Genomic DNA, 17399 nt, shown 5'->3' with positions numbered 1-17399 from the left:
GATCAGCGGTGGAGCCACATTCGAATGGCGAGGAGCAACTGCTCGGTGTTGACGGGTTTGGCGAGATAGTCCGAAGCACCGGCCTCGAGACATTTCTCGCGGTCGCCCTTCATCGCCTTGGCAGTCAGGGCAATGATCGGCAGGCGACCAAAGGACGGGTTTTGCCGGATAACGCCAATGGTCTGATATCCGTCCATCTGCGGCATCATGATATCCATCAGCACGATTGCGATATTCGGGGTGGACTCGACCAGCGCGACGGCCTCATGGCCTGTGGTCGCCGTCAGCACCTTCATTCCGCGCCGTTCTAATACGCTCGACAGCGCAAAGATGTTCCGGGCGTCATCGTCCACCAGAAGTGCGGTTTTGCCAACCAGATCCTCATCGGAGCTGTTGAGCTTTTCGAGCATTCTCTGCTTCTCGACGGGCAATTCCGTGATCACACGGTGCAAAAACAGCGACGTTTCGTCGAGCAGGCGTTCCGGCGACTCGACGCCTTTCACCACGATGCTCCGCGCCATGGTGTGAAGTTCCGCGTCTTCCTCGGCCGAAAGTTCCCGCCCCGTGAACACCACGACGGGCACGTTCGACAGCGTTTCGTCGTTGCGCAGCCGGTCGAGCACCTCGAAGCCGCTCATGTCGGGCAGCCGCAGGTCCAGAACGACGCAGTCGCAGGGCTGGTTCCGCAGTGTCGACAATGCGTCGGCGCCGGTGTCGGCGGTGACGATCTCGATGTCGTCATGGCCCAGCAATTCGGTGATGCTCATCTGCTCGGCGGCGTTGTCCTCCACGATCAGCAGCCGCTTGCGGCGAGGTTTGGCGTATTCCTTGATCTGCGACAGCGCCGCGCTGACGCCCTCGGTCGTCGTCGGCTTGTTGACGAAGGAAAACGCGCCGCGCGCCAGTGCATGCTGACGGTCTTCGTCGAGCGTGATGATCTGCACCGGAATGTGCCGCGTCAGCGGATTGTGCTTGAGCTGGCTCAGCACGGTCCAGCCCAGCATGTCCGGCAGGAACACGTCGAGCGAAACCGCTGATGGCTGGAACTGCTTGGCGAGTTCGAGCGCCTCGGCGCCGCGGCTGGCGACCAGCACCTTGAAGCCCTTGTCGCGAGCGAGATCGATCAGCACCCGCGCATAATGCGGATCGTCCTCGACGATCAAGAGGATGGTATCTCCCGGTTCGAGGTCGAGGCGGTCGTCCGGCAATTGCTCGATGATCCGCTCCTGGGTCGCCGCGACCTGCAGCGCCGGCGTCGACGCGAAAGGAGACGGGCCAGGGACCCGTGGCGCAACCGTCGGGCCGGAATATTTCAGCGGCAGATAGAGCACGAAGGTGGAGCCCTTGCCCGGCGCACTGCGCAGATGGATTTCGCCGCCGAGCAGGCTCGCGAGTTCGCGGCTGATGGCAAGGCCGAGGCCGGTGCCGCCGTATTTGCGGCTGGTGCCGGCGTCCGCCTGCTGGAACGCCTCGAAGATCAGTTTCTGCTTCTCCAGCGGGATTCCGATGCCGCTATCCGTCACCTCAAAGGCGATGACGGCGGGCGCGTGGTTGAGGATCGGATGCTGGGTGCTCCAGCCGCCGACGGCGGCAGATACGGTCATCTTGACGCCGCCCTCCGCGGTGAACTTGAACGCGTTCGACAGCAGGTTTTTCAGAACCTGCTGCAGACGTTTCGAGTCGGTGACCATGCTGCGGGAGAGATTCTCGTCGACCTCGACGCTGAACGAAAGCTGGCGGTTCTCGGCTTCGTGGCGGAACGGGCGCCCGACCGTCTCCAGCAGGCTCGATGTCAGGATCTCCTCGGCATCGACCGTCACCGTGCCGGATTCGATCTTCGACAGATCGAGGATGTCGCTGATCAGGTTGAGCAGGTCGGTGCCGGCGCCGTGGATGGTGCGGGCGAATTCGACCTGTTTTGCCGACAGATTGCCGTCCGGATTTTCGGTGAGCTGCTGGCCGAGGATCAGGATGCTGTTGAGCGGGGTACGCAGCTCATGCGACATGTTGGCGAGGAATTCGGACTTGTACTTCGAGGTCAGCGAAAGCTCGGTCGCCTTTTCTTCGAGCGCGCGGCGGGCCTGTTCGATTTCCTGGTTCTTTCTTTCCACCTCGACGTTGCGCTCGGCGAGCTGCTGGGCCTTCTGTTCGAGCTGTTCGTTGGTCTGCTGCAGTTCCTTCTGCTGCGTCTGCAGTTCGCCGGCGAGCTGCTGGGACTGTTTCAGCAGGCCCTCGGTCTGCATCGTGGCCTCGATCGAGTTGAGCACGATGCCGATGGAGTCGGTGAGCTGCTCGAGGAAGGTCATCTGCGAGGTCGTGAACGAAGAGATCGACGACAGTTCGATCACCGCCTTGACCTGGTTTTCGAACAATACCGGAAGCACGACGAGGTTCTTCGGAAAGACGCGCAGCAGCGCCGAATTGATCGGCGCCGTGTCGGCCGGAATGTCCGCCACCAGCCGCTGCCGCTTGTCCATCGCGCACTGGCCGATCAGCCCCTCGCCGAATTGCACGACTGGCGAATGCGGATTGGCCCCGTCGCCGGCATAGGCCGAGAGCAGGCGCAACTGCGGGCTATCGGCATTCTCGGTCTGATAGATCACGCCCATATGGGCGTTGATCAGCGGCGCCAGTTCGGTCAGCAGCAGCCGGCCGACGGTCGTGAGGTCGCGCTGGCCCTGCAGCATGTTGGTGAATTTGGCGAGGTTGGTCTTCAGCCAGTCCTGTTCGGTATTGACCTGCGTCGTCAGGCGTAGGTTGCCGATCATGGTGTTGATATTGTCTTTGAGTTCGGCCACTTCGCCGCGGGCGTCGACCTGGATCGAGCGGGTCAGGTCGCCCTTGGTCACGGCGGTCGCCACCTCGGCGATCGCGCGCACCTGCGAGGTCAAATTGGCGGCGAGCAGGTTGACGTTGCCGGTGAGGTCCTTCCAGGTGCCGGCAGCGCCCGGCACGTTGGCCTGGCCGCCGAGCCGTCCCTCGACGCCGACTTCGCGGGCCACGCTGGTGACCTGATCGGCGAAGGTCGCAAGCGTCTCGGTCATGTTGTTGATGGTGTCGGCAAGCGCTGCGACTTCGCCCTTTGATTTCACCGTCAAGTTCTGCTTCAGGTCGCCGTCGGCGACCGCGGTCACCACCTTGACGATGCCGCGCACCTGTTCAGTCAGATTGGCGGCCATAAAGTTCACGGTGTCGGTGAGGTCCTTCCAGGTGCCGGCGACGCCGGGGACCTGCGCCTGGCCGCCGAGCTTGCCCTCGGTGCCGACTTCGCGCGCCACGCGCGTCACTTCGCCGGCAAAGGCGTTGAGCTGATCGACCATCGTATTGATGGTGTTCTTCAGTTCGAGGATTTCGCCCTTCACGTCGACCGTGATCTTGCGCGACAGGTCGCCGCGCGCCACGGCGGTGGTCACTTCGGCGATGTTGCGGACCTGCGTGGTGAGGTTGGCCGCCAAAAGGTTGACGTTGTCGGTCAAGTCCTTCCATGTGCCGCCGACGCCGGGCACCACGGCCTGGCCGCCCAATCGTCCCTCGGTGCCGACCTCGCGCGCCACGCGCGTCACTTCGGCGGCGAACGAGCGAAGCTGCTCGACCATCGTATTGAGGGTGTCCTTCAGCAGCAAGATCTCGCCGCGGACGTCGACCGTGATCTTCTTCGACAGGTCGCCGCCGGCAATCGCGGTGGCGACTTCGGCGATGTTGCGGACCTGCGCGGTCAGGTTCGAGGCCATGAAGTTGACGTTGTCGGTGAGGTCCTTCCAGGTGCCGGCCACTTCAGGCACCTGGGCCTGGCCGCCGAGCTTGCCTTCGGTGCCGACCTCGCGCGCCACGCGGGTGACTTCGGAGGCGAAGGCGTTGAGCTGGTCCACCATCGTGTTGACCGTGTTCTTCAGCTCGAGAATTTCGCCCTTGACGTCGACGGTGATCTTCTTCGACAGGTCGCCCTTCGCCACCGCCGTGGTGACTTCGGCGATGTTGCGGACCTGGCCGGTCAAATTGCCGGCCATCGAGTTGACGTTGTCGGTGAGGTCCTTCCAGGTGCCGGCGACGCCGGGCACGTTGGCCTGACCGCCCAATCGGCCTTCGGTGCCGACCTCGCGCGCCACGCGGGTCACTTCGCCCGCAAAGCGGTTGAGCTGGTCGACCATCGTGTTGAGCGTTTCCTTGAGCTGCAGGATCTCGCCGCGGACGTCGACCGTGATCTTGCGCGACAGGTCGCCGCCGGCGATGGCCGTCGCCACCTCGGCGATGTTGCGGACCTGCGCCGTCAAATTGCCGGCCATCGAGTTCACACTGTCGGTGAGATCCTTCCAGGTGCCGGCGACGCCGGTCACCTGGGCCTGGCCGCCGAGCTTGCCGTCGGTGCCGACCTCGCGCGCCACGCGCGTGACCTCGCCGGCGAAGGCGTTGAGCTGGTCGACCATCGTGTTGAGCGTTTCCTTCAGCTGAAGGATTTCGCCCGATACGTTGACAGTGATCTTCTTCGACAGGTCGCCCTTCGCCACCGCTGTAGCGACTTCGGCGATGTTGCGGACCTGGCCGGTCAGGTTGCCGGCCATCGAATTGACGTTGTCGGTGAGGTCCTTCCAGGTGCCGGCGACGCCGCGGACGTTGGCCTGGCCGCCGAGCTTGCCTTCGGTACCGACCTCGCGCGCCACGCGCGTCACTTCGCCGGCGAAGGCGTTGAGCTGGTCCACCATCGTGTTGATGGTGTCCTTCAGCTCCAGAATTTCGCCGCGGACATCGACCGTGATCTTCTTCGACAGGTCGCCATTGGCGACCGCGGTCGTCACCTCGGCGATATTTCGAACCTGCGCCGTCAGATTGCTCGCCATCGAGTTGACGCTCTCGGTTAGATCCTTCCAGGTGCCGGCGACGCCGAGCACGTTGGCCTGACCGCCGAGCCGTCCCTCGGTGCCGACTTCGCGCGCCACGCGCGTCACTTCGCCCGCGAAGGCGTTGAGCTGGTCGACCATCGTGTTGAGCGTTTCCTTCAGCTGAAGGATTTCGCCCGACACATTCACCGTGATTTTCTTGGAGAGGTCGCCGCCGGCGATGGCAGTGGCGACGTCGGCGATGTTGCGGACCTGCGCCGTCAAATTGGAGGCCATGAAGTTGACGTTGTCGGTGAGGTCCTTCCAGGTGCCGGCCACACCCGGCACCTGGGCCTGGCCGCCGAGCTTACCTTCGGTGCCGACCTCGCGGGCGACGCGCGTCACTTCCGAGGCGAAGGCGTTGAGCTGGTCGACCATCGTGTTGATGGTGTCCTTTAGCTCCAGGATTTCACCGCGGACGTCGACCGTGATCTTGCGCGAAAGGTCGCCGCGGGCCACCGCCGTGGTGACGTTGGCGATGTTGCGGACCTGGGCGGTGAGGTTGCCGCACATCGCGTTGACGGAGTCGGTGAGATCCTTCCAGGTGCCGGCGACGCCGGGGACGATCGCCTGGCCGCCGAGCTTGCCGTCGGTGCCGACTTCGCGCGCGACGCGCGTCACTTCGGACGCGAAGGATCGAAGCTGGTCCACCATCGTGTTGATGGCTTCCTTGAGCTGCAAAATCTCGCCGCGAACGTCCACCGTGATCTTCTTCGACAAGTCGCCATTGGCCACCGCGATGGTGACCTCGGCGATGTTGCGGACCTGGCCGGTGAGGTTGTTGGCCATCGAGTTGACGCTCTCGGTCAAATCCTTCCAGACGCCGGTCACTTCCGGCACCTGGGCCTGGCCGCCGAGCTTGCCCTCGGTGCCGACCTCGCGCGCCACGCGCGTCACTTCCGAGGTGAACACGGAAAGCTGCTTGATCATCGTGTTGACGATGTTGGCCGACTGCAAAAATTCGCCGCCCAGTGGGCGGCCGTCGACATCGAGCTGCACGGTCTGTAGCAGATTGCCCTGGGCCACGGCGGCGACCGCGCGCGTGACTTCGCGGGTCGGCCACAGCAGGTCGTCGATCAGCGTGTTGACGGATCCTTCCATGTCGGCCCAGGACCCGCTCGATAGGTCGAACTTGACGCGCTGCCTGGTCTTGCCTTCGCGCCCGACGACCTGGCCGACGTGCTCCAGCTGCTGCGCCATACGCTGGTTGGCGGCGACGATTTCGTTAAAAGTGTCGGCGATCTTGCCCTCGATGCCGATGTGATCGCCGGTCATTCGCACCGAGAAGTCGCCCGCGCGCATTGCCTGCAATGCGTGCAGCAGATCCTGCATCGGATCGGAAGCGCCGTTGGTGGTGGGTGGTGTTGGTTTTGTGACCCGGCGAGCGGAGGGTGATGCTCCAGGGGACAGGTCACTCATGTTGTTTCCTTGGCCAGTTCGCACGAATCTCGGCTGAAATGCGATTTCACCGATAGAACCGCTGCCCTATCGGCTTCTCAAGCCGGACTAACGGTTAAGGTCGAGAAATCAATGACATGGAACTCAGCCCAATTGCTCAATTCGGAGGGAACCCAATGGTTCCCGTGGCCCCCAAATTATCTGGAACCCAAATGAAAACGCCCCGGGTAAGCCGGAGCGTTGATGGTCTTGATTGAGTCTGGTTCGACATCATCCCGTTGAAGGCGTCGTGGCGCCGATCTGGCGGGATATCCCCGCTTGCGCCTCTCGACGCCGCCGAAACGCCCAATAGCTGGCGGTGAAGAGAGCTGTTCCGATCGAAAACGCGATCAGCGAGACCAGCAGCGTTGTCCGTGGATTTCCGATGTCGGGTGCATAGATCGGCCCATGGCAATTGATGCCCTGCGGGTGGACGTCCACGGCCTTGCCGACATCGAAATCCCCTGACCAACCCCTGAACCGAATTTGCGCGTTCTTGCATTTGACCGCACCGGCCGCGGCCTGGCGGACGTAATCGAGCCGGGCGTCCGTAACGCGATTGCCTCCAGCTTGTTTCGGGGCGGCGGACACGATCGTGGCGCGCGCAGGGGAGTGCGTCAGCACGTTGTTTTCCTGTTGCCACTGGTAGAGGTGCACGGCGTAGCCAGCGAAGCTGGCCAGTATGAGCATGGATCCGACGATGAGGCCGAACAATTGAAGTTTCGTCGGGTCAGTCGGGAGCGGTTGCGGAGGGGCTTTGCGCTTGGAGCGGAAAGCGGAAACGACGGCCTCCAGCCCAACTTCGACCAGGCCTGCGACAATTTCAGCAACAGCCACGCGACGCGCTCCGCTCAGGGAAACAGAAGCGTCCGAAGGATAGCGACAAGGCGTTGGGAAACCGTTGGCTGGTCACAACGAATAGATTTGAATCCAAATTGAATTCTATCGGACGGCGGTCAGCCTGCCATGAAGCGGCATTCTCACCGACCGCAAACAAAAAACGCCCCGGCGCGAGGCCGGGGCGTCTTTCGATTTGGATCAGAAAGAGGGGGTCAGGATCCCTTGGGATTGATCTCGGCGTAGTTGCCCTTGGCGTCCCACTTGTAGACGACGTAGTCGATCACCTTGATGTCGCCCTTGGCATCGAAGGACAGCTTGCCAAGCACGGTGTCCCATTCGCCGGCCTTGATGGTCTCCATGACCTTCTTCGGATCGGTGGTCTTCGCCTTCGTCACCGCCTGCGTCCAGACCTGCATCGCGGCGTAGGTGTAGAGCGTGTAGCCCTCGGGATCGATGTTCTTGCCCTTGAACTTCTCGACGATCGCCTTCGCCGTCGCCTTGTTGCGCGGGTCGGGACCGAAGGTGAACAGCGTGCCTTCGGCAGCCGGCCCGGTGATGGAGGCGAATTCCTTGTCGTTCATGGCGTCACCCGCCATCAACACCGTCTTGAGGCCCTGGTCGCGCATCTGGCGCAGGATCAGGCCGGCTTCCTGATGGTAGCCGCCGACAAAGACCAGATCGATATTGTCGCGCTTCAGCCGCGACACGATCGCGTTAAAATCCTTGTCGCCCTTGTTGTAGGATTCGTTCATCTTCTCGGTGACGCCGGCCTTGTTGAGCGCCTTCTTGGTTTCGTCGGCGAGGCCTTTGCCGTAGGTGGACTTGTCGTTGAGGATGGCGACGTTCTTGCCCTTGTAGTTCTTGACGATGTATTCGGCGGCAACCAGGCCCTGCTGGTCGTCGCGGCCGCAGACGCGCGCCACGTTCCACAGCTTGCGCTCGGTGAACAGCGGGTTGGTCGAGGCCGGGGTAATCTGCAGCACGTTGCCGTCGGCATAGGCTTCCGACGCCGGAATCGACGACGAGGAGCAGAAGTGACCGGCGACGAACGGGATCTTCGAGCTAGCGAGTTTTTCAGCCACCGAACGCGCCTGCTTGGGATCGCAGGCATCGTCGCCGACCTGCAGCGCCAGCTTCTTGCCGAGCACGCCACCGGCGGCGTTGATGTCGGCCACGGCCTGCTCGGCGCCATTCTTCATCTGGCGGCCGAACGCGGATTCCGAGCCCGTCATCGGGCCGGCCACGGCGATGGAGATGTCCTGCGCCAGTGCTGTGGTCGACAGCGCCAACGATGCGCCCAATGCCAGGCCGATGAGTTTCAGTGATTTCATGAGGTATCCTCGTGGGTAGGTCGATTTCGGGAAACACCCGGTGGGGCCCGGGTACGAAAATCATGCCCATTGTCGGCTGATTTTACGGTGAAGTCATCGGCAATTTTCGGGCAAATCCACGGCCCGTTCGCAGCATCTTGCCGCAGCACGCGCCAAGGCAGGTGACAGGCAGGTGACAACAGGCAGGCGGGAGCGCTACTCCCGCCGGCCGCCTTCCAGATAGGCGGCGCGGATTTCCGGCCGTTGCAGCAATTCGCTGCCGGTTCCGGACAGGGTGATCAAGCCGTTGACCATGACATAGCCGCGATGGGCCAGTTTCAGCGCGTGGTTGGCGTTCTGTTCGACGATCAGAACGGTCAGGCCGTCCTGCCGGTTCAGGGTCCGGATCGCATCGAAAATCTGCCGCGCGATCAACGGCGCGAGCCCGAGCGACGGCTCATCCAGCATCAACAGGCGCGGCCGGCTCATCAGGGCGCGACCGATCGCCAGCATCTGCTGCTCGCCGCCGGACAGCGTGCCGCCGCGCTGGGTCATGCGTTCCTTCAGCCTCGGGAACAGCGCGAAGACGCGTTCCAGGCCATTCGCCCGGTCGGCCTCGCTGCTGTCGGTTGCATCGGCGCCCATCTGCAAATTTTCTGCCACGCTCATGCGTGGGAAGATGCGGCGGCCTTCCGGCGACTGGGCGATACGCAGCCGCGCGATCTCGTGCGTCGGCACGCCGGTGATATCCTGGCCGTCAAATTCGATATGGCCCGAGCGGGCGCGGGGCCGCCCGAAGATCGTCATCATCAGTGTCGATTTGCCGGCGCCGTTGGCGCCGATCAGGGCGACGATTTCGCCGGCGTTGATGTCGATATCGACGCCCTTCAGCGCCTCGATCTTGCCGTAGGCTGCGCGCAGCGAGCGGATCGCGAGCAGGGGCGTTGCGGATGACGCGCTCACGTGCCGCTCTCCATCACGGCGATGGCTTCTTCCTCGTCGGTGCCGAGATAGGCCGCGATCACCTTGGGATCGTCGCGGATCTGTTGCGGCGAGCCTTCGGCGATCTTGACGCCATGGTCCATCACGACGATGTGGTCGGAAATCTCCATCACCACGCTCATGTCGTGCTCGATCAGCAGGATCGAGGTGCCCTGATCGCCGCGGATCGAGAGCAGCAATTCGCTTAAAGCGGCGCTTTCGCGCGCGTTGAGGCCGGCCGCGGGCTCGTCGAGGCAGAGCAGCGCGGGCTGGGTGCACATCGCGCGCGCGATCTCCAGACGTCGCTGGTCGCCATAGGGCAAATTGCCGGCGGCATCGTCGGCGCGATCCAGCAGCCCGATGCGGTCGAGCCAGGTTCGCGCCAGATCGATCGCGGCCTGCTCGGCGCTGCGCCAGGAGGGGGCGCCGATCAGGCCGAGAAACGTCAGCCCGGAGGCGCGCATCAGTGCGTTGTGCTGCGCCACCATCAGGTTTTCCAGCGCCGTCATGCCGGGAAACAGCCGGATGTTCTGGAAGGTGCGCGCGACCCGGGCCAGTTTGGAAATACGGAAATCGTTCAGCCGTTCGAGCTGGATCGCCCGGCCGTCATCATGCGTGAGCCGCATCGCGCCTGACGTGGGCTTGTAGAAGCCGGTGATGCAGTTGAACACGGTGGTCTTGCCGGCGCCGTTCGGCCCGATCAACGCGGTGATCTTGCGCCGCTCGGCGTTGAAGGCGAGATCGTTGACGGCAACGATGCCGCCGAAGCGCATCGATAGCCGATCGACCGACAGGATGTGGTCGCCGCTCATCCGTGTCCCTCCTTGACGAGGTCGGATGAGATCGCCTGATTGTGCTTCAGGAACACGGTCGGCGCGCGATGGCCGATCAGGCCGCGCGGCCGCCAGATCATCAACAGCACCATCGCCATGCCGAACACCAGCATGCGGTACTGCTCGAGCCCGCGGAACAGCTCGAAACCGCCGATCATGGCGAGCGCTGCAAGCGCGACGCCAAGTTGCGAGCCCATGCCGCCCAGCACCACGATCGCCAGCACCAGCGCCGATTCATGGAAGGTGAAGGATTCCGGGCTGATGAAACCTTGTCTGGTCGCGAAGAACGCGCCGGCAAAACCGCCGAACATGGCGCCGGTCGCAAACGCGGTCAGCTTGGTGGTGGTGGTGTTGATGCCGAGCGCGCGGCAGGCAACCTCGTCCTCGCGCAACGCTTCCCAGGCGCGGCCGATCGGCAGCCGCCGCAGCCGGATCGTGACCCAGTTGGTGAGCAGCGCCAGCGCGAGGATCAAATAGAACAGGAACACGATGCGGTGGGTTGGCGAGAATTCGATGCCGAGCATCGCCGCAAGCCCGTCATCGCCCGGCGTCAGTGGAATGCCGAACAGGGTCGGGCGGGGAATGCCGGTGACGCCGTTCGGCCCGCCGGTCAGGCTCTGCCAGTTGATGATGACGAGGCGGATGATCTCGCCGAAGGCCAGCGTGACGATGGCGAGATAGTCGCCGCGCAGCCGCAGCACGGGAAAGCCGAGCAGCACGCCCCAGAAGGCGGCGAGGATACCGGCGAGCGGCAGGCAGACCCAGAACGATAGTCCGAAATTGGTTGCCAGCAGCGCGTAGGAATAGGCGCCGACGGCGTAGAACGCGACATAGCCGAGGTCGAGCAGGCCGGCGAGGCCGACCACCACGTTCAGTCCCCATCCAAGCATCACATAGGTGAGCACGAGGATGCCGAGGTCGAGAATGTAGCGCTCGTCGTAGAACAGCACCGGCACCAGAAACGTGAACACCAGCAGCACCGGCGCGACCAGGCGTCTGGCGAATGCGAGTGTGCTCTGTACCGAAGCGGGGACCACCCTGATGGTTTCGACCGGTCCCCACCATTGCCGCAGCAACTCGATAAGGATGCTGCCGCCGAACACGGCCCCAACAATGGCGGCGAGGTCGCCGAAGCGCGTCCAATAGGTCAGTTGGCCGTCTGATCCCGCCTCGGTGCGCACGCCGATCATCAGCGAGAACAGCACCAGCGCCACCAGCGCGCTGATCAGCGCTTTCTTGAAGATGAAGGCTACGCCCGGAGCGCGCGAGGTTTGGGCGGCGGGGGGTACGCTCACGCTGCTTCCCGTCAGACTTTTTCGACTTCAGGCCGGCCGAGCAGGCCGGTCGGAAGGAAGATCAGGACCACGATCAGGATCGAGAACGCGGCGACATCCTTGTACTCGACCGAGAAGTAAGCCGACCACAGCGTCTCAATCAGGCCGATCAGAAGCCCGCCCAGCATCGCGCCGGGCAGCGAACCAATGCCACCGAGCACTGCGGCGGTGAACGCCTTGATGCCGGCGACAAAACCCATGAAGAAATCGACCAGCCCGTAATAGAGCAGGTACATCATGCCGGCGACGGCGGCGAGCGCAGCCCCGATCACGAAGGTCATGGAGATGGTGCGGTCGACGTCGACACCGAGCAGCGAGGCCATGGTCTGGTCCTGCTCGCAGGCGCGCATGTCGCGCCCCAACCGCGTGCTCGACACCAGCCAAGTGAACAACGCCAGCAGCACGATCGTGGTGATGACGACGATGATCTGGACGTTGGAAAGCTGCACCACGAAGCCCTCGGCGCCCTCATGCAGGGTATGGCCGCCGGTGATGATCGGCGGCACCGGCTTGACGCGCGCGCCCTGGGCCACTTGCGAAAAATTGGTCAGCACGAAGGACATGCCGATCGCCGACAGCATCGGCGCCAGGCGGAACGAGTGTCGCAGCGGCCGGTAGGCGATGCGTTCTACGGTCCAGCCATAGAGCGCCGTGATCGCCATCGATACCAACAGCACGATCAGCAGGATCAGCGGGATGGCGGTCAGGCCGAACGAAACCAGGATCAGGAAGGTGATCAGGGCAATGAAGCCGCCGATCATGAAAATATCGCCGTGGGCGAAATTGATCATGCCGACGATGCCATAGACCATGGTGTAGCCGATGGCGATCAGGCCGTAGATCGAGCCGAGCACGAGGCCGTTGATCAGTTGCTGGGCGAAATAATCCATATGCTGCCGTGCCTAGAGCCTGTGACGCGGCGAGAGCTCCGGCAGCCCAGGACGACGCGTCGTGCCGGTTTCTAACAGTGGGAACCGGGGGCGGCAACAGCGCCGGGTGCGGCTTAATTGGCTTGTACAGAGCTAGTTTTTGCGCAGCGGTTCCCGGCGCCACAGTCCGAACACGACCGGGCCGCGGAATGATCGCAGCGGAACCGGGCGTTCCCTTGCAACGAACGCGGCCGCTCACCGTTGGTTCGATCTACGTCTAAACAACGGAGAACTCTCAATGACCAATCAGAACAATCCGGGCCAGCAGAACCAGAACCCGGGTCAGCAGCAGGGCGGCGGCCAGAAGCCCGGCCAGCAGCAGCAGGATCCGGGCCGCGAGAAGCCGGACCCCAACCGTCAGGGACAACAGATCCCCGGTAAGGATCGTTAGCCGGATTGGTGAATGAGTGAAGAAGGCCCCGCCGAAAGGCGGGGCTTTTCTTTTGTGCGCGCCCCAGCTGATCCTTCAAACCTGACTCGGCGACTTGCCGCTGCTGGTAGCGCGGCGATACAGGACCGACAGAAACACCAACAGCACGGCGGCCGACAGGCCGAGCGACCAGTGAATGCCGATCGCAGCGCCGGCGAGGCCCACGGTGATGCCGCTGAAGGCGCGCATGCCGAGGCCTGCCATGTTGAACAGGCCGACAACGCGGCCGCGGATGTCGGCGGGCGCGTTTATTTGGACCAGGGCCTGCGCCATCGTGTTGAACGACAGCTCAAAGAAGCCTGCGGCAAACAGCAACGCGATCGCCAGCGTATAAATCCCAACGGAAGCAAAGGCGAGCAACGACAAGCTCCACAGAATTGCGAGCACGATGGCCGTCCGGGGATTGGGCTTCAGCCGTCCCCACGCTTCGAGCGCAATGCCCGCCAGCAGCGCGCCGGCGGCGTCGGCGGCCAGCAATACGCTGTAGGAAACGCCGGGATCGCCGTGCCCAAGATCGCCGGCAAAACCTGGCATCTGGGCGTGGTAGGCGTTGCCGATCATGAAGGAGGTCAGCCCCGCGAGCAGCGTCATCGAGGTCAGCACCCGCTGGGTGCCGATGTCGCGGATGGTCTGCATGATGTCGGCCAAGCCGCGGACCGGGATGCGCCGGGGTGCGGCGTCCTTGGCCTTCGTGGGCGCCCAGAACAGCCAGAGCAGCATCGGCAGATAGAACAGCGTGTTGAAAATGATGCCGTGGGATGGGCCGAGCGTCAGCATGATGACGCCGCCCACGGCCGGACCGACCAGGATGCCGAGATAGCGCGCGGTCGCGTTCAGCCGCACCGCGCTCGGCAGAGCGGCCGGGCCTACGATGTCGTAGAGCAGCAACTGGTTCGGCGTCTGCCACAGCACGCCGGCGCAGCCATGGATGACCAGCAGCAGCATCGCGTGCCACATCTGGAGCGTGTCGGTGATGAAGAAGAATCCCCATCCGGCCGAGGCCACGATGAAGAGCAGCATCCCGCACTGGATGATGCGGCGTGGATCGAACCGGTCGGCCAGCGAGCCTACGGCGACCGAAAACAGCAGGAACGGCAGCCAGTGCGACAGCACCGCGAAGCCGGCCAGCGCGGGTGAATGGAATTTCTGGAACACCACCCAGTAGCTGATCACGTGCTCAATATTGTCGGCCATCATGGCCAGCACATAGGCCGCGAACTGGGCCCGATAGGGCGCGGACTTCATCGCCGCGAACGAGCCGGAAGCCGCCGCGGGGGTCGTCGAAGGTTGGGAGTTCAAGATATCACCTGGGTAGGACTTCACCGGCTCGGCGCTGGCACGCTGCCGAGCCGGCATTGCTCGCGCCGATACACGCTCGTGGTTCGGCGCTCAAGACATTTACATGTGCTCAGGCGTCGAAATAATGGGCCTGATCGAGATCGGCGATGAGTCCCGGCTGCTCCGGCGTCCATCCCAGCGCCGATCTGGTCCGCGCGCTTGAGGCGGGAATGTCCATGCCGGCGAATCTGGCGAACCAGCCGAAATGTTCGGCCGCCTCTTCATGGGTCTTGGAGACGACCGGCACGCCAAGCCGGCGGCCGATCACGTCGGCAATCGCCTTGAACGGCACACCCTCATCGTCGACCGCGTGATAGGGGCCACTCTCGACGCCCTGTTCGAGCGCCAGCCGGAAGAGGCGGGCGGCATCGAGCCGATGCACACCGGGCCAGCGGTTGAGGCCATCGCCGATATAGGCCGCGATGCCTTTCTCGCGCGCGAGACTGATCAGATGCGGGACGAAACCATGATCGCCGGTGCCGTGGGTCGACGGCGCCAGACGCACCGAAGAGGCGCGCACGCCGCGTGAGGCGACAGCAGCAGCCGCTGTCTCCGAGACGCGTGGAAAATCGGGCGAGGCCTTGTCGGCTTCGGTCGCGATCCGGCTTGGCGCAATCAACGCCAGGCCCGAGGTCACGAGCATGGGGCGGTCGGAGCCTTCGAGGACCGCGCCCATCGCCTCGATCGCATGCCGGTCATCCGCACAATTCTGCGCGAACCGGGAAAAATCGTGATTGAAGGCCGTGTGGATGACGGCATCCGCCTTGCTTGCGCCGTCGCGAAGGCTTTTCAGATCCTCCAGCGAGCCGTGATGGATTTCCGCGCCCATGGAAGCGAGCTTCTCCGCTCCGGCATCGGAGCGGGTAAGCCCCAGCACCTGGTGGCCTGATGTGATCAGTTCGCTGACGATGGCGGAGCCGACGAATCCGGTGGCGCCGGTAAGGAATACGCGCATGTGAAAGTCTCCATGGTTGATCGGAGACGGATATCGGCTAAGCTTTCATTCTATTAAAGTAGTGACTTTATCATGGTATAATAGCCAACTGGATCAGCATGTCCCAAGAGCAACAGGCCCAGACCGATAATCTGCTCGGGGCCTACCTGAAGGATCGCCGCACCCGGCTTGATCCGGCCGCCCTCGGTTTCGCGGTGGGACGAAGGCGGACGCCGGGACTGCGCAGGGAAGAGGTCGCCCAGCGCGCCAACATCAGTCCGACCTGGTACACGTGGCTGGAGCAGGGGCGCGGCGGCGCGCCTTCGGCTGATGTGTTGAACCGGATCGCCGCTGCACTGATGCTGACCGACATCGAGCGCGAACATGTCTTCCTGCTCGGGCTCGGGCGCCCACCCGAGGTCCGTTACAAGGCCGCCGAGAACGTCACACCCCGTTTGCAACGCCTGCTCGATGCGTTCGAGGTCAGTCCCGCTTTGATCAAGACCGCCACCTGGGAGGTCGTTGCATGGAATCGCGCGGCCGCTGCGGTGCTGACCGACTATGGCGCACTCCCTCCGGGCCAGCGCAATATCCTTCGCCTCATCTTCTGCGACCCCCGCGTCCGGGCCGCGCAATATGATTGGAAAAGCGTGGCCCGTTTCGTGGTCGGCGCGTTCAGGGCGGATGCGGCGCGCGCCGGTGCCGTTTCCGAAGTCGGCCAACTCGTGGACGAGCTTTGCAGGCGCAGCCCGGAATTCGAAGCGTTGTGGCGCGACAATAATGTTCAGGTCCACGGCGAAGGAGTGAAGCGCCTCCGGCATCCGGTCCTGGGCCAGATCGGGTTGGAATATTCCGCGTTTGCCGTCGATGGCCGGCCCGACCTCAGCATGATCGTCTATAATCCGGCCACGCGATCGGATGCCGACCGGATCAGGTCGCTCGTCACATCGCAGCCGGTGCAGCCATGAATTGCAGGCCCATGCGAGCCTGGGTTCGGGAACCATCCGCGAGCCAAAGTCTCGCAAGACCGGTTCTCGACTTTGACTCGTCCCGACCGTATATTGTGATGATGACAAAGCTCCTCGATGAAGCAGTGGAGGCGGTGCGTCGCCTGCCGTCAGACGACCAAGATGACATAGCGCGAGCCATTATGCAGCTTGCAGGCGCCGATCATCCTGCGCCGGTTATCCTTTCACCCGAAGAGCGCGAGGCAATTGCCCGCTCCAGGGCCGCCGCTGACCGTGGTGAATTTGCGACCGACGAACAGGTGCGGGCCGTCTGGGCCAAGCATGGCCTATGAGGCTGCGCTATACGCTTCCTGCCCTTGCCGACCTTGAATCGATTCTGGAATACGTTGTTGATCGCTCTCCGCAGGGAGCCTCGCGTATCCATGCTCGAATCGCGCTGTGACCGATCTGCTGTTGCGGTATCCGCGGGCTGGCGCCGTGACCGACGACCCCACAATTCGGCGCGTGACGACGACGCCATATCCATATCTCGTTTTCTACGAAGCGACTGACGCTGAAATCATCATTCATGCGGTACGCCACGGGGCACGCGATCCTTCCGACGATCCAGGATCGGGGTGAGCTTTCGTAGAGCGATCGGGGTAGGGTAACGTTTCGCCCCCGGCGTCGCAGAGTCTGCTGCTACTCTATGATGTCGCGCGCGGCGCGCGGCCAGCTAACCCTGCAGCAAACCTAATTCCGCGATGATCGCGTTGGCTTCCTTCACCGCGTGGTTGGCCGCCGGCACGCCGCAATAGATCGCCTGCTGCAGCAGGATTTCCTTGATGTCGTCGGGCGTGAAGCCGCCTTCGGTCAGCGCCGCGCGCACATGGAGGCGGAATTCATCCCACTGTCCGAGCGCCACCATGGTGCCGATCACGAGCACGCGGCGGGTGCGGTGATCGAAATGCGGCCGGGTCCAGATGTCGCCCCAGGCATAGCGGGTGATCAGGTCCTGGAAGTCGGTGTTGAACGCGTTGCGGTTCTTGACCGACTTGTCGACCCATTCATTGCCAAGCACTTTTCGGCGCTGCGCCATCCCGTCGTCGCGGCGTTGATTGTCGTCCATTTGATGTCCCTCCAGAGGTCGTCATTCCGGGGCGCCTCGAAGAGGCGAACCCGGAATCTCGAGGTTCCGGGTTCGATGCTTCG

General features: G+C 63.4%; 14 protein-coding genes. 4 read left to right on the top strand and 10 right to left on the bottom strand.

The window, feature by feature from the left end; genetic code table 11:
* Window positions 1-2: 2 nt before the first annotated feature.
* The 7 genes from ACPPVP_RS30640 to ACPPVP_RS30610 form a co-directional block, all read right to left on the bottom strand.
* Window positions 3-6293 (bottom strand): HAMP domain-containing protein, encoded by a 6291-nt coding sequence (locus ACPPVP_RS30640; RefSeq protein ID WP_426527324.1) that lies wholly within the window; start codon window positions 6291-6293, stop codon window positions 3-5.
* Between the two features lie 249 nt (window positions 6294-6542).
* Window positions 6543-7148: a hypothetical protein gene (locus ACPPVP_RS30635; RefSeq protein WP_426527322.1), complete on the bottom strand. Its 606-nt coding sequence runs from the start codon at window positions 7146-7148 to the stop codon at window positions 6543-6545.
* A gap of 215 nt (window positions 7149-7363) precedes the next feature.
* Entirely contained in the window at window positions 7364-8482 is a 1119-nt protein-coding gene (locus ACPPVP_RS30630) for a branched-chain amino acid ABC transporter substrate-binding protein (RefSeq protein ID WP_426527320.1), read from the bottom strand.
* Window positions 8483-8677: 195 nt separating this feature from the next.
* Entirely contained in the window at window positions 8678-9424 is a 747-nt protein-coding gene (locus tag ACPPVP_RS30625) for an ABC transporter ATP-binding protein (protein ID WP_426527318.1), read from the bottom strand.
* Window positions 9421-10254: an ABC transporter ATP-binding protein gene (locus ACPPVP_RS30620; protein ID WP_426527316.1), complete on the bottom strand. Its 834-nt coding sequence runs from the start codon at window positions 10252-10254 to the stop codon at window positions 9421-9423. Before ACPPVP_RS30620 ends, ACPPVP_RS30625 begins: the two co-directional genes overlap by 4 nt.
* Window positions 10251-11570 (bottom strand): high-affinity branched-chain amino acid ABC transporter permease LivM, encoded by a 1320-nt coding sequence (gene livM, locus ACPPVP_RS30615; RefSeq protein WP_426527314.1) that lies wholly within the window; start codon window positions 11568-11570, stop codon window positions 10251-10253. Before livM ends, ACPPVP_RS30620 begins: the two co-directional genes overlap by 4 nt.
* Window positions 11571-11581: 11 nt before the next feature.
* Complete coding sequence (locus ACPPVP_RS30610) at window positions 11582-12499, bottom strand: ABC transporter permease subunit (RefSeq protein ID WP_426527312.1); 918 nt, start codon at window positions 12497-12499, stop codon at window positions 11582-11584.
* A 277-nt stretch (window positions 12500-12776) separates the two neighbouring features.
* Here ACPPVP_RS30610 and ACPPVP_RS30605 point away from each other — a divergent pair, with 277 nt between their 5' ends.
* The gene (locus tag ACPPVP_RS30605) at window positions 12777-12929 is read left to right on the top strand and encodes a hypothetical protein (protein ID WP_426527310.1); all 153 of its coding nucleotides are present in this window, start codon (window positions 12777-12779) and stop codon (window positions 12927-12929) included.
* A 75-nt stretch (window positions 12930-13004) separates the two neighbouring features.
* On the opposite strand, the gene ACPPVP_RS30600 is transcribed toward ACPPVP_RS30605, so the two are convergent.
* Window positions 13005-14213 (bottom strand): MFS transporter, encoded by a 1209-nt coding sequence (locus ACPPVP_RS30600; RefSeq protein WP_426538155.1) that lies wholly within the window; start codon window positions 14211-14213, stop codon window positions 13005-13007.
* Between the two features lie 163 nt (window positions 14214-14376).
* Window positions 14377-15261 (bottom strand): SDR family oxidoreductase, encoded by an 885-nt coding sequence (locus ACPPVP_RS30595; RefSeq protein ID WP_426527308.1) that lies wholly within the window; start codon window positions 15259-15261, stop codon window positions 14377-14379.
* A gap of 98 nt (window positions 15262-15359) precedes the next feature.
* Here ACPPVP_RS30595 and ACPPVP_RS30590 point away from each other — a divergent pair, with 98 nt between their 5' ends.
* From ACPPVP_RS30590 to ACPPVP_RS30580, 3 genes are all read left to right on the top strand, one after another.
* Entirely contained in the window at window positions 15360-16208 is an 849-nt protein-coding gene (locus ACPPVP_RS30590) for a helix-turn-helix transcriptional regulator (RefSeq protein ID WP_426527306.1), read from the top strand.
* A 101-nt stretch (window positions 16209-16309) separates the two neighbouring features.
* On the top strand, window positions 16310-16540 hold the full coding sequence (locus ACPPVP_RS30585) for a hypothetical protein (protein WP_426538153.1): 231 nt from the start codon (window positions 16310-16312) through the stop codon (window positions 16538-16540).
* 106 nt (window positions 16541-16646) lie between these two features.
* Window positions 16647-16829: a type II toxin-antitoxin system RelE/ParE family toxin gene (locus ACPPVP_RS30580; RefSeq protein WP_426527304.1), complete on the top strand. Its 183-nt coding sequence runs from the start codon at window positions 16647-16649 to the stop codon at window positions 16827-16829.
* A gap of 94 nt (window positions 16830-16923) precedes the next feature.
* On the opposite strand, the gene ACPPVP_RS30575 is transcribed toward ACPPVP_RS30580, so the two are convergent.
* Window positions 16924-17316, bottom strand: coding sequence for a carboxymuconolactone decarboxylase family protein (locus tag ACPPVP_RS30575; RefSeq protein ID WP_426527302.1), 393 nt, complete (start codon window positions 17314-17316; stop codon window positions 16924-16926).
* Between the last annotated feature and the right edge of the window lie 83 nt (window positions 17317-17399).

Origin of the sequence: Bradyrhizobium sp. McL0615 (assembly GCF_049993905.1) — a bacterium.
GTDB lineage: Bacteria > Pseudomonadota > Alphaproteobacteria > Rhizobiales > Xanthobacteraceae > Bradyrhizobium.
Note: the sequence above shows the minus strand (reverse complement) of the source record. Positions and strands in the feature narration are given on the sequence as shown.

Coding starts and splice junctions, on each gene's coding strand:
- ACPPVP_RS30640 (WP_426527324.1), bottom strand. CDS start 6,293: ATGAGTGACCTGTCCCCTGGAGCATCACCCTCCGCTCGCCGGGTCACA.
- ACPPVP_RS30630 (WP_426527320.1), bottom strand. CDS start 8,482: ATGAAATCACTGAAACTCATCGGCCTGGCATTGGGCGCATCGTTGGCG.
- ACPPVP_RS30620 (WP_426527316.1), bottom strand. CDS start 10,254: ATGAGCGGCGACCACATCCTGTCGGTCGATCGGCTATCGATGCGCTTC.
- ACPPVP_RS30610 (WP_426527312.1), bottom strand. CDS start 12,499: ATGGATTATTTCGCCCAGCAACTGATCAACGGCCTCGTGCTCGGCTCG.
- ACPPVP_RS30605 (WP_426527310.1), top strand. CDS start 12,777: ATGACCAATCAGAACAATCCGGGCCAGCAGAACCAGAACCCGGGTCAG.
- ACPPVP_RS30600 (WP_426538155.1), bottom strand. CDS start 14,213: ATGAAGTCCGCGCCCTATCGGGCCCAGTTCGCGGCCTATGTGCTGGCC.
- ACPPVP_RS30595 (WP_426527308.1), bottom strand. CDS start 15,261: ATGCGCGTATTCCTTACCGGCGCCACCGGATTCGTCGGCTCCGCCATC.
- ACPPVP_RS30590 (WP_426527306.1), top strand. CDS start 15,360: ATGTCCCAAGAGCAACAGGCCCAGACCGATAATCTGCTCGGGGCCTAC.
- ACPPVP_RS30585 (WP_426538153.1), top strand. CDS start 16,310: ATGACAAAGCTCCTCGATGAAGCAGTGGAGGCGGTGCGTCGCCTGCCG.
- ACPPVP_RS30575 (WP_426527302.1), bottom strand. CDS start 17,316: ATGGACGACAATCAACGCCGCGACGACGGGATGGCGCAGCGCCGAAAA.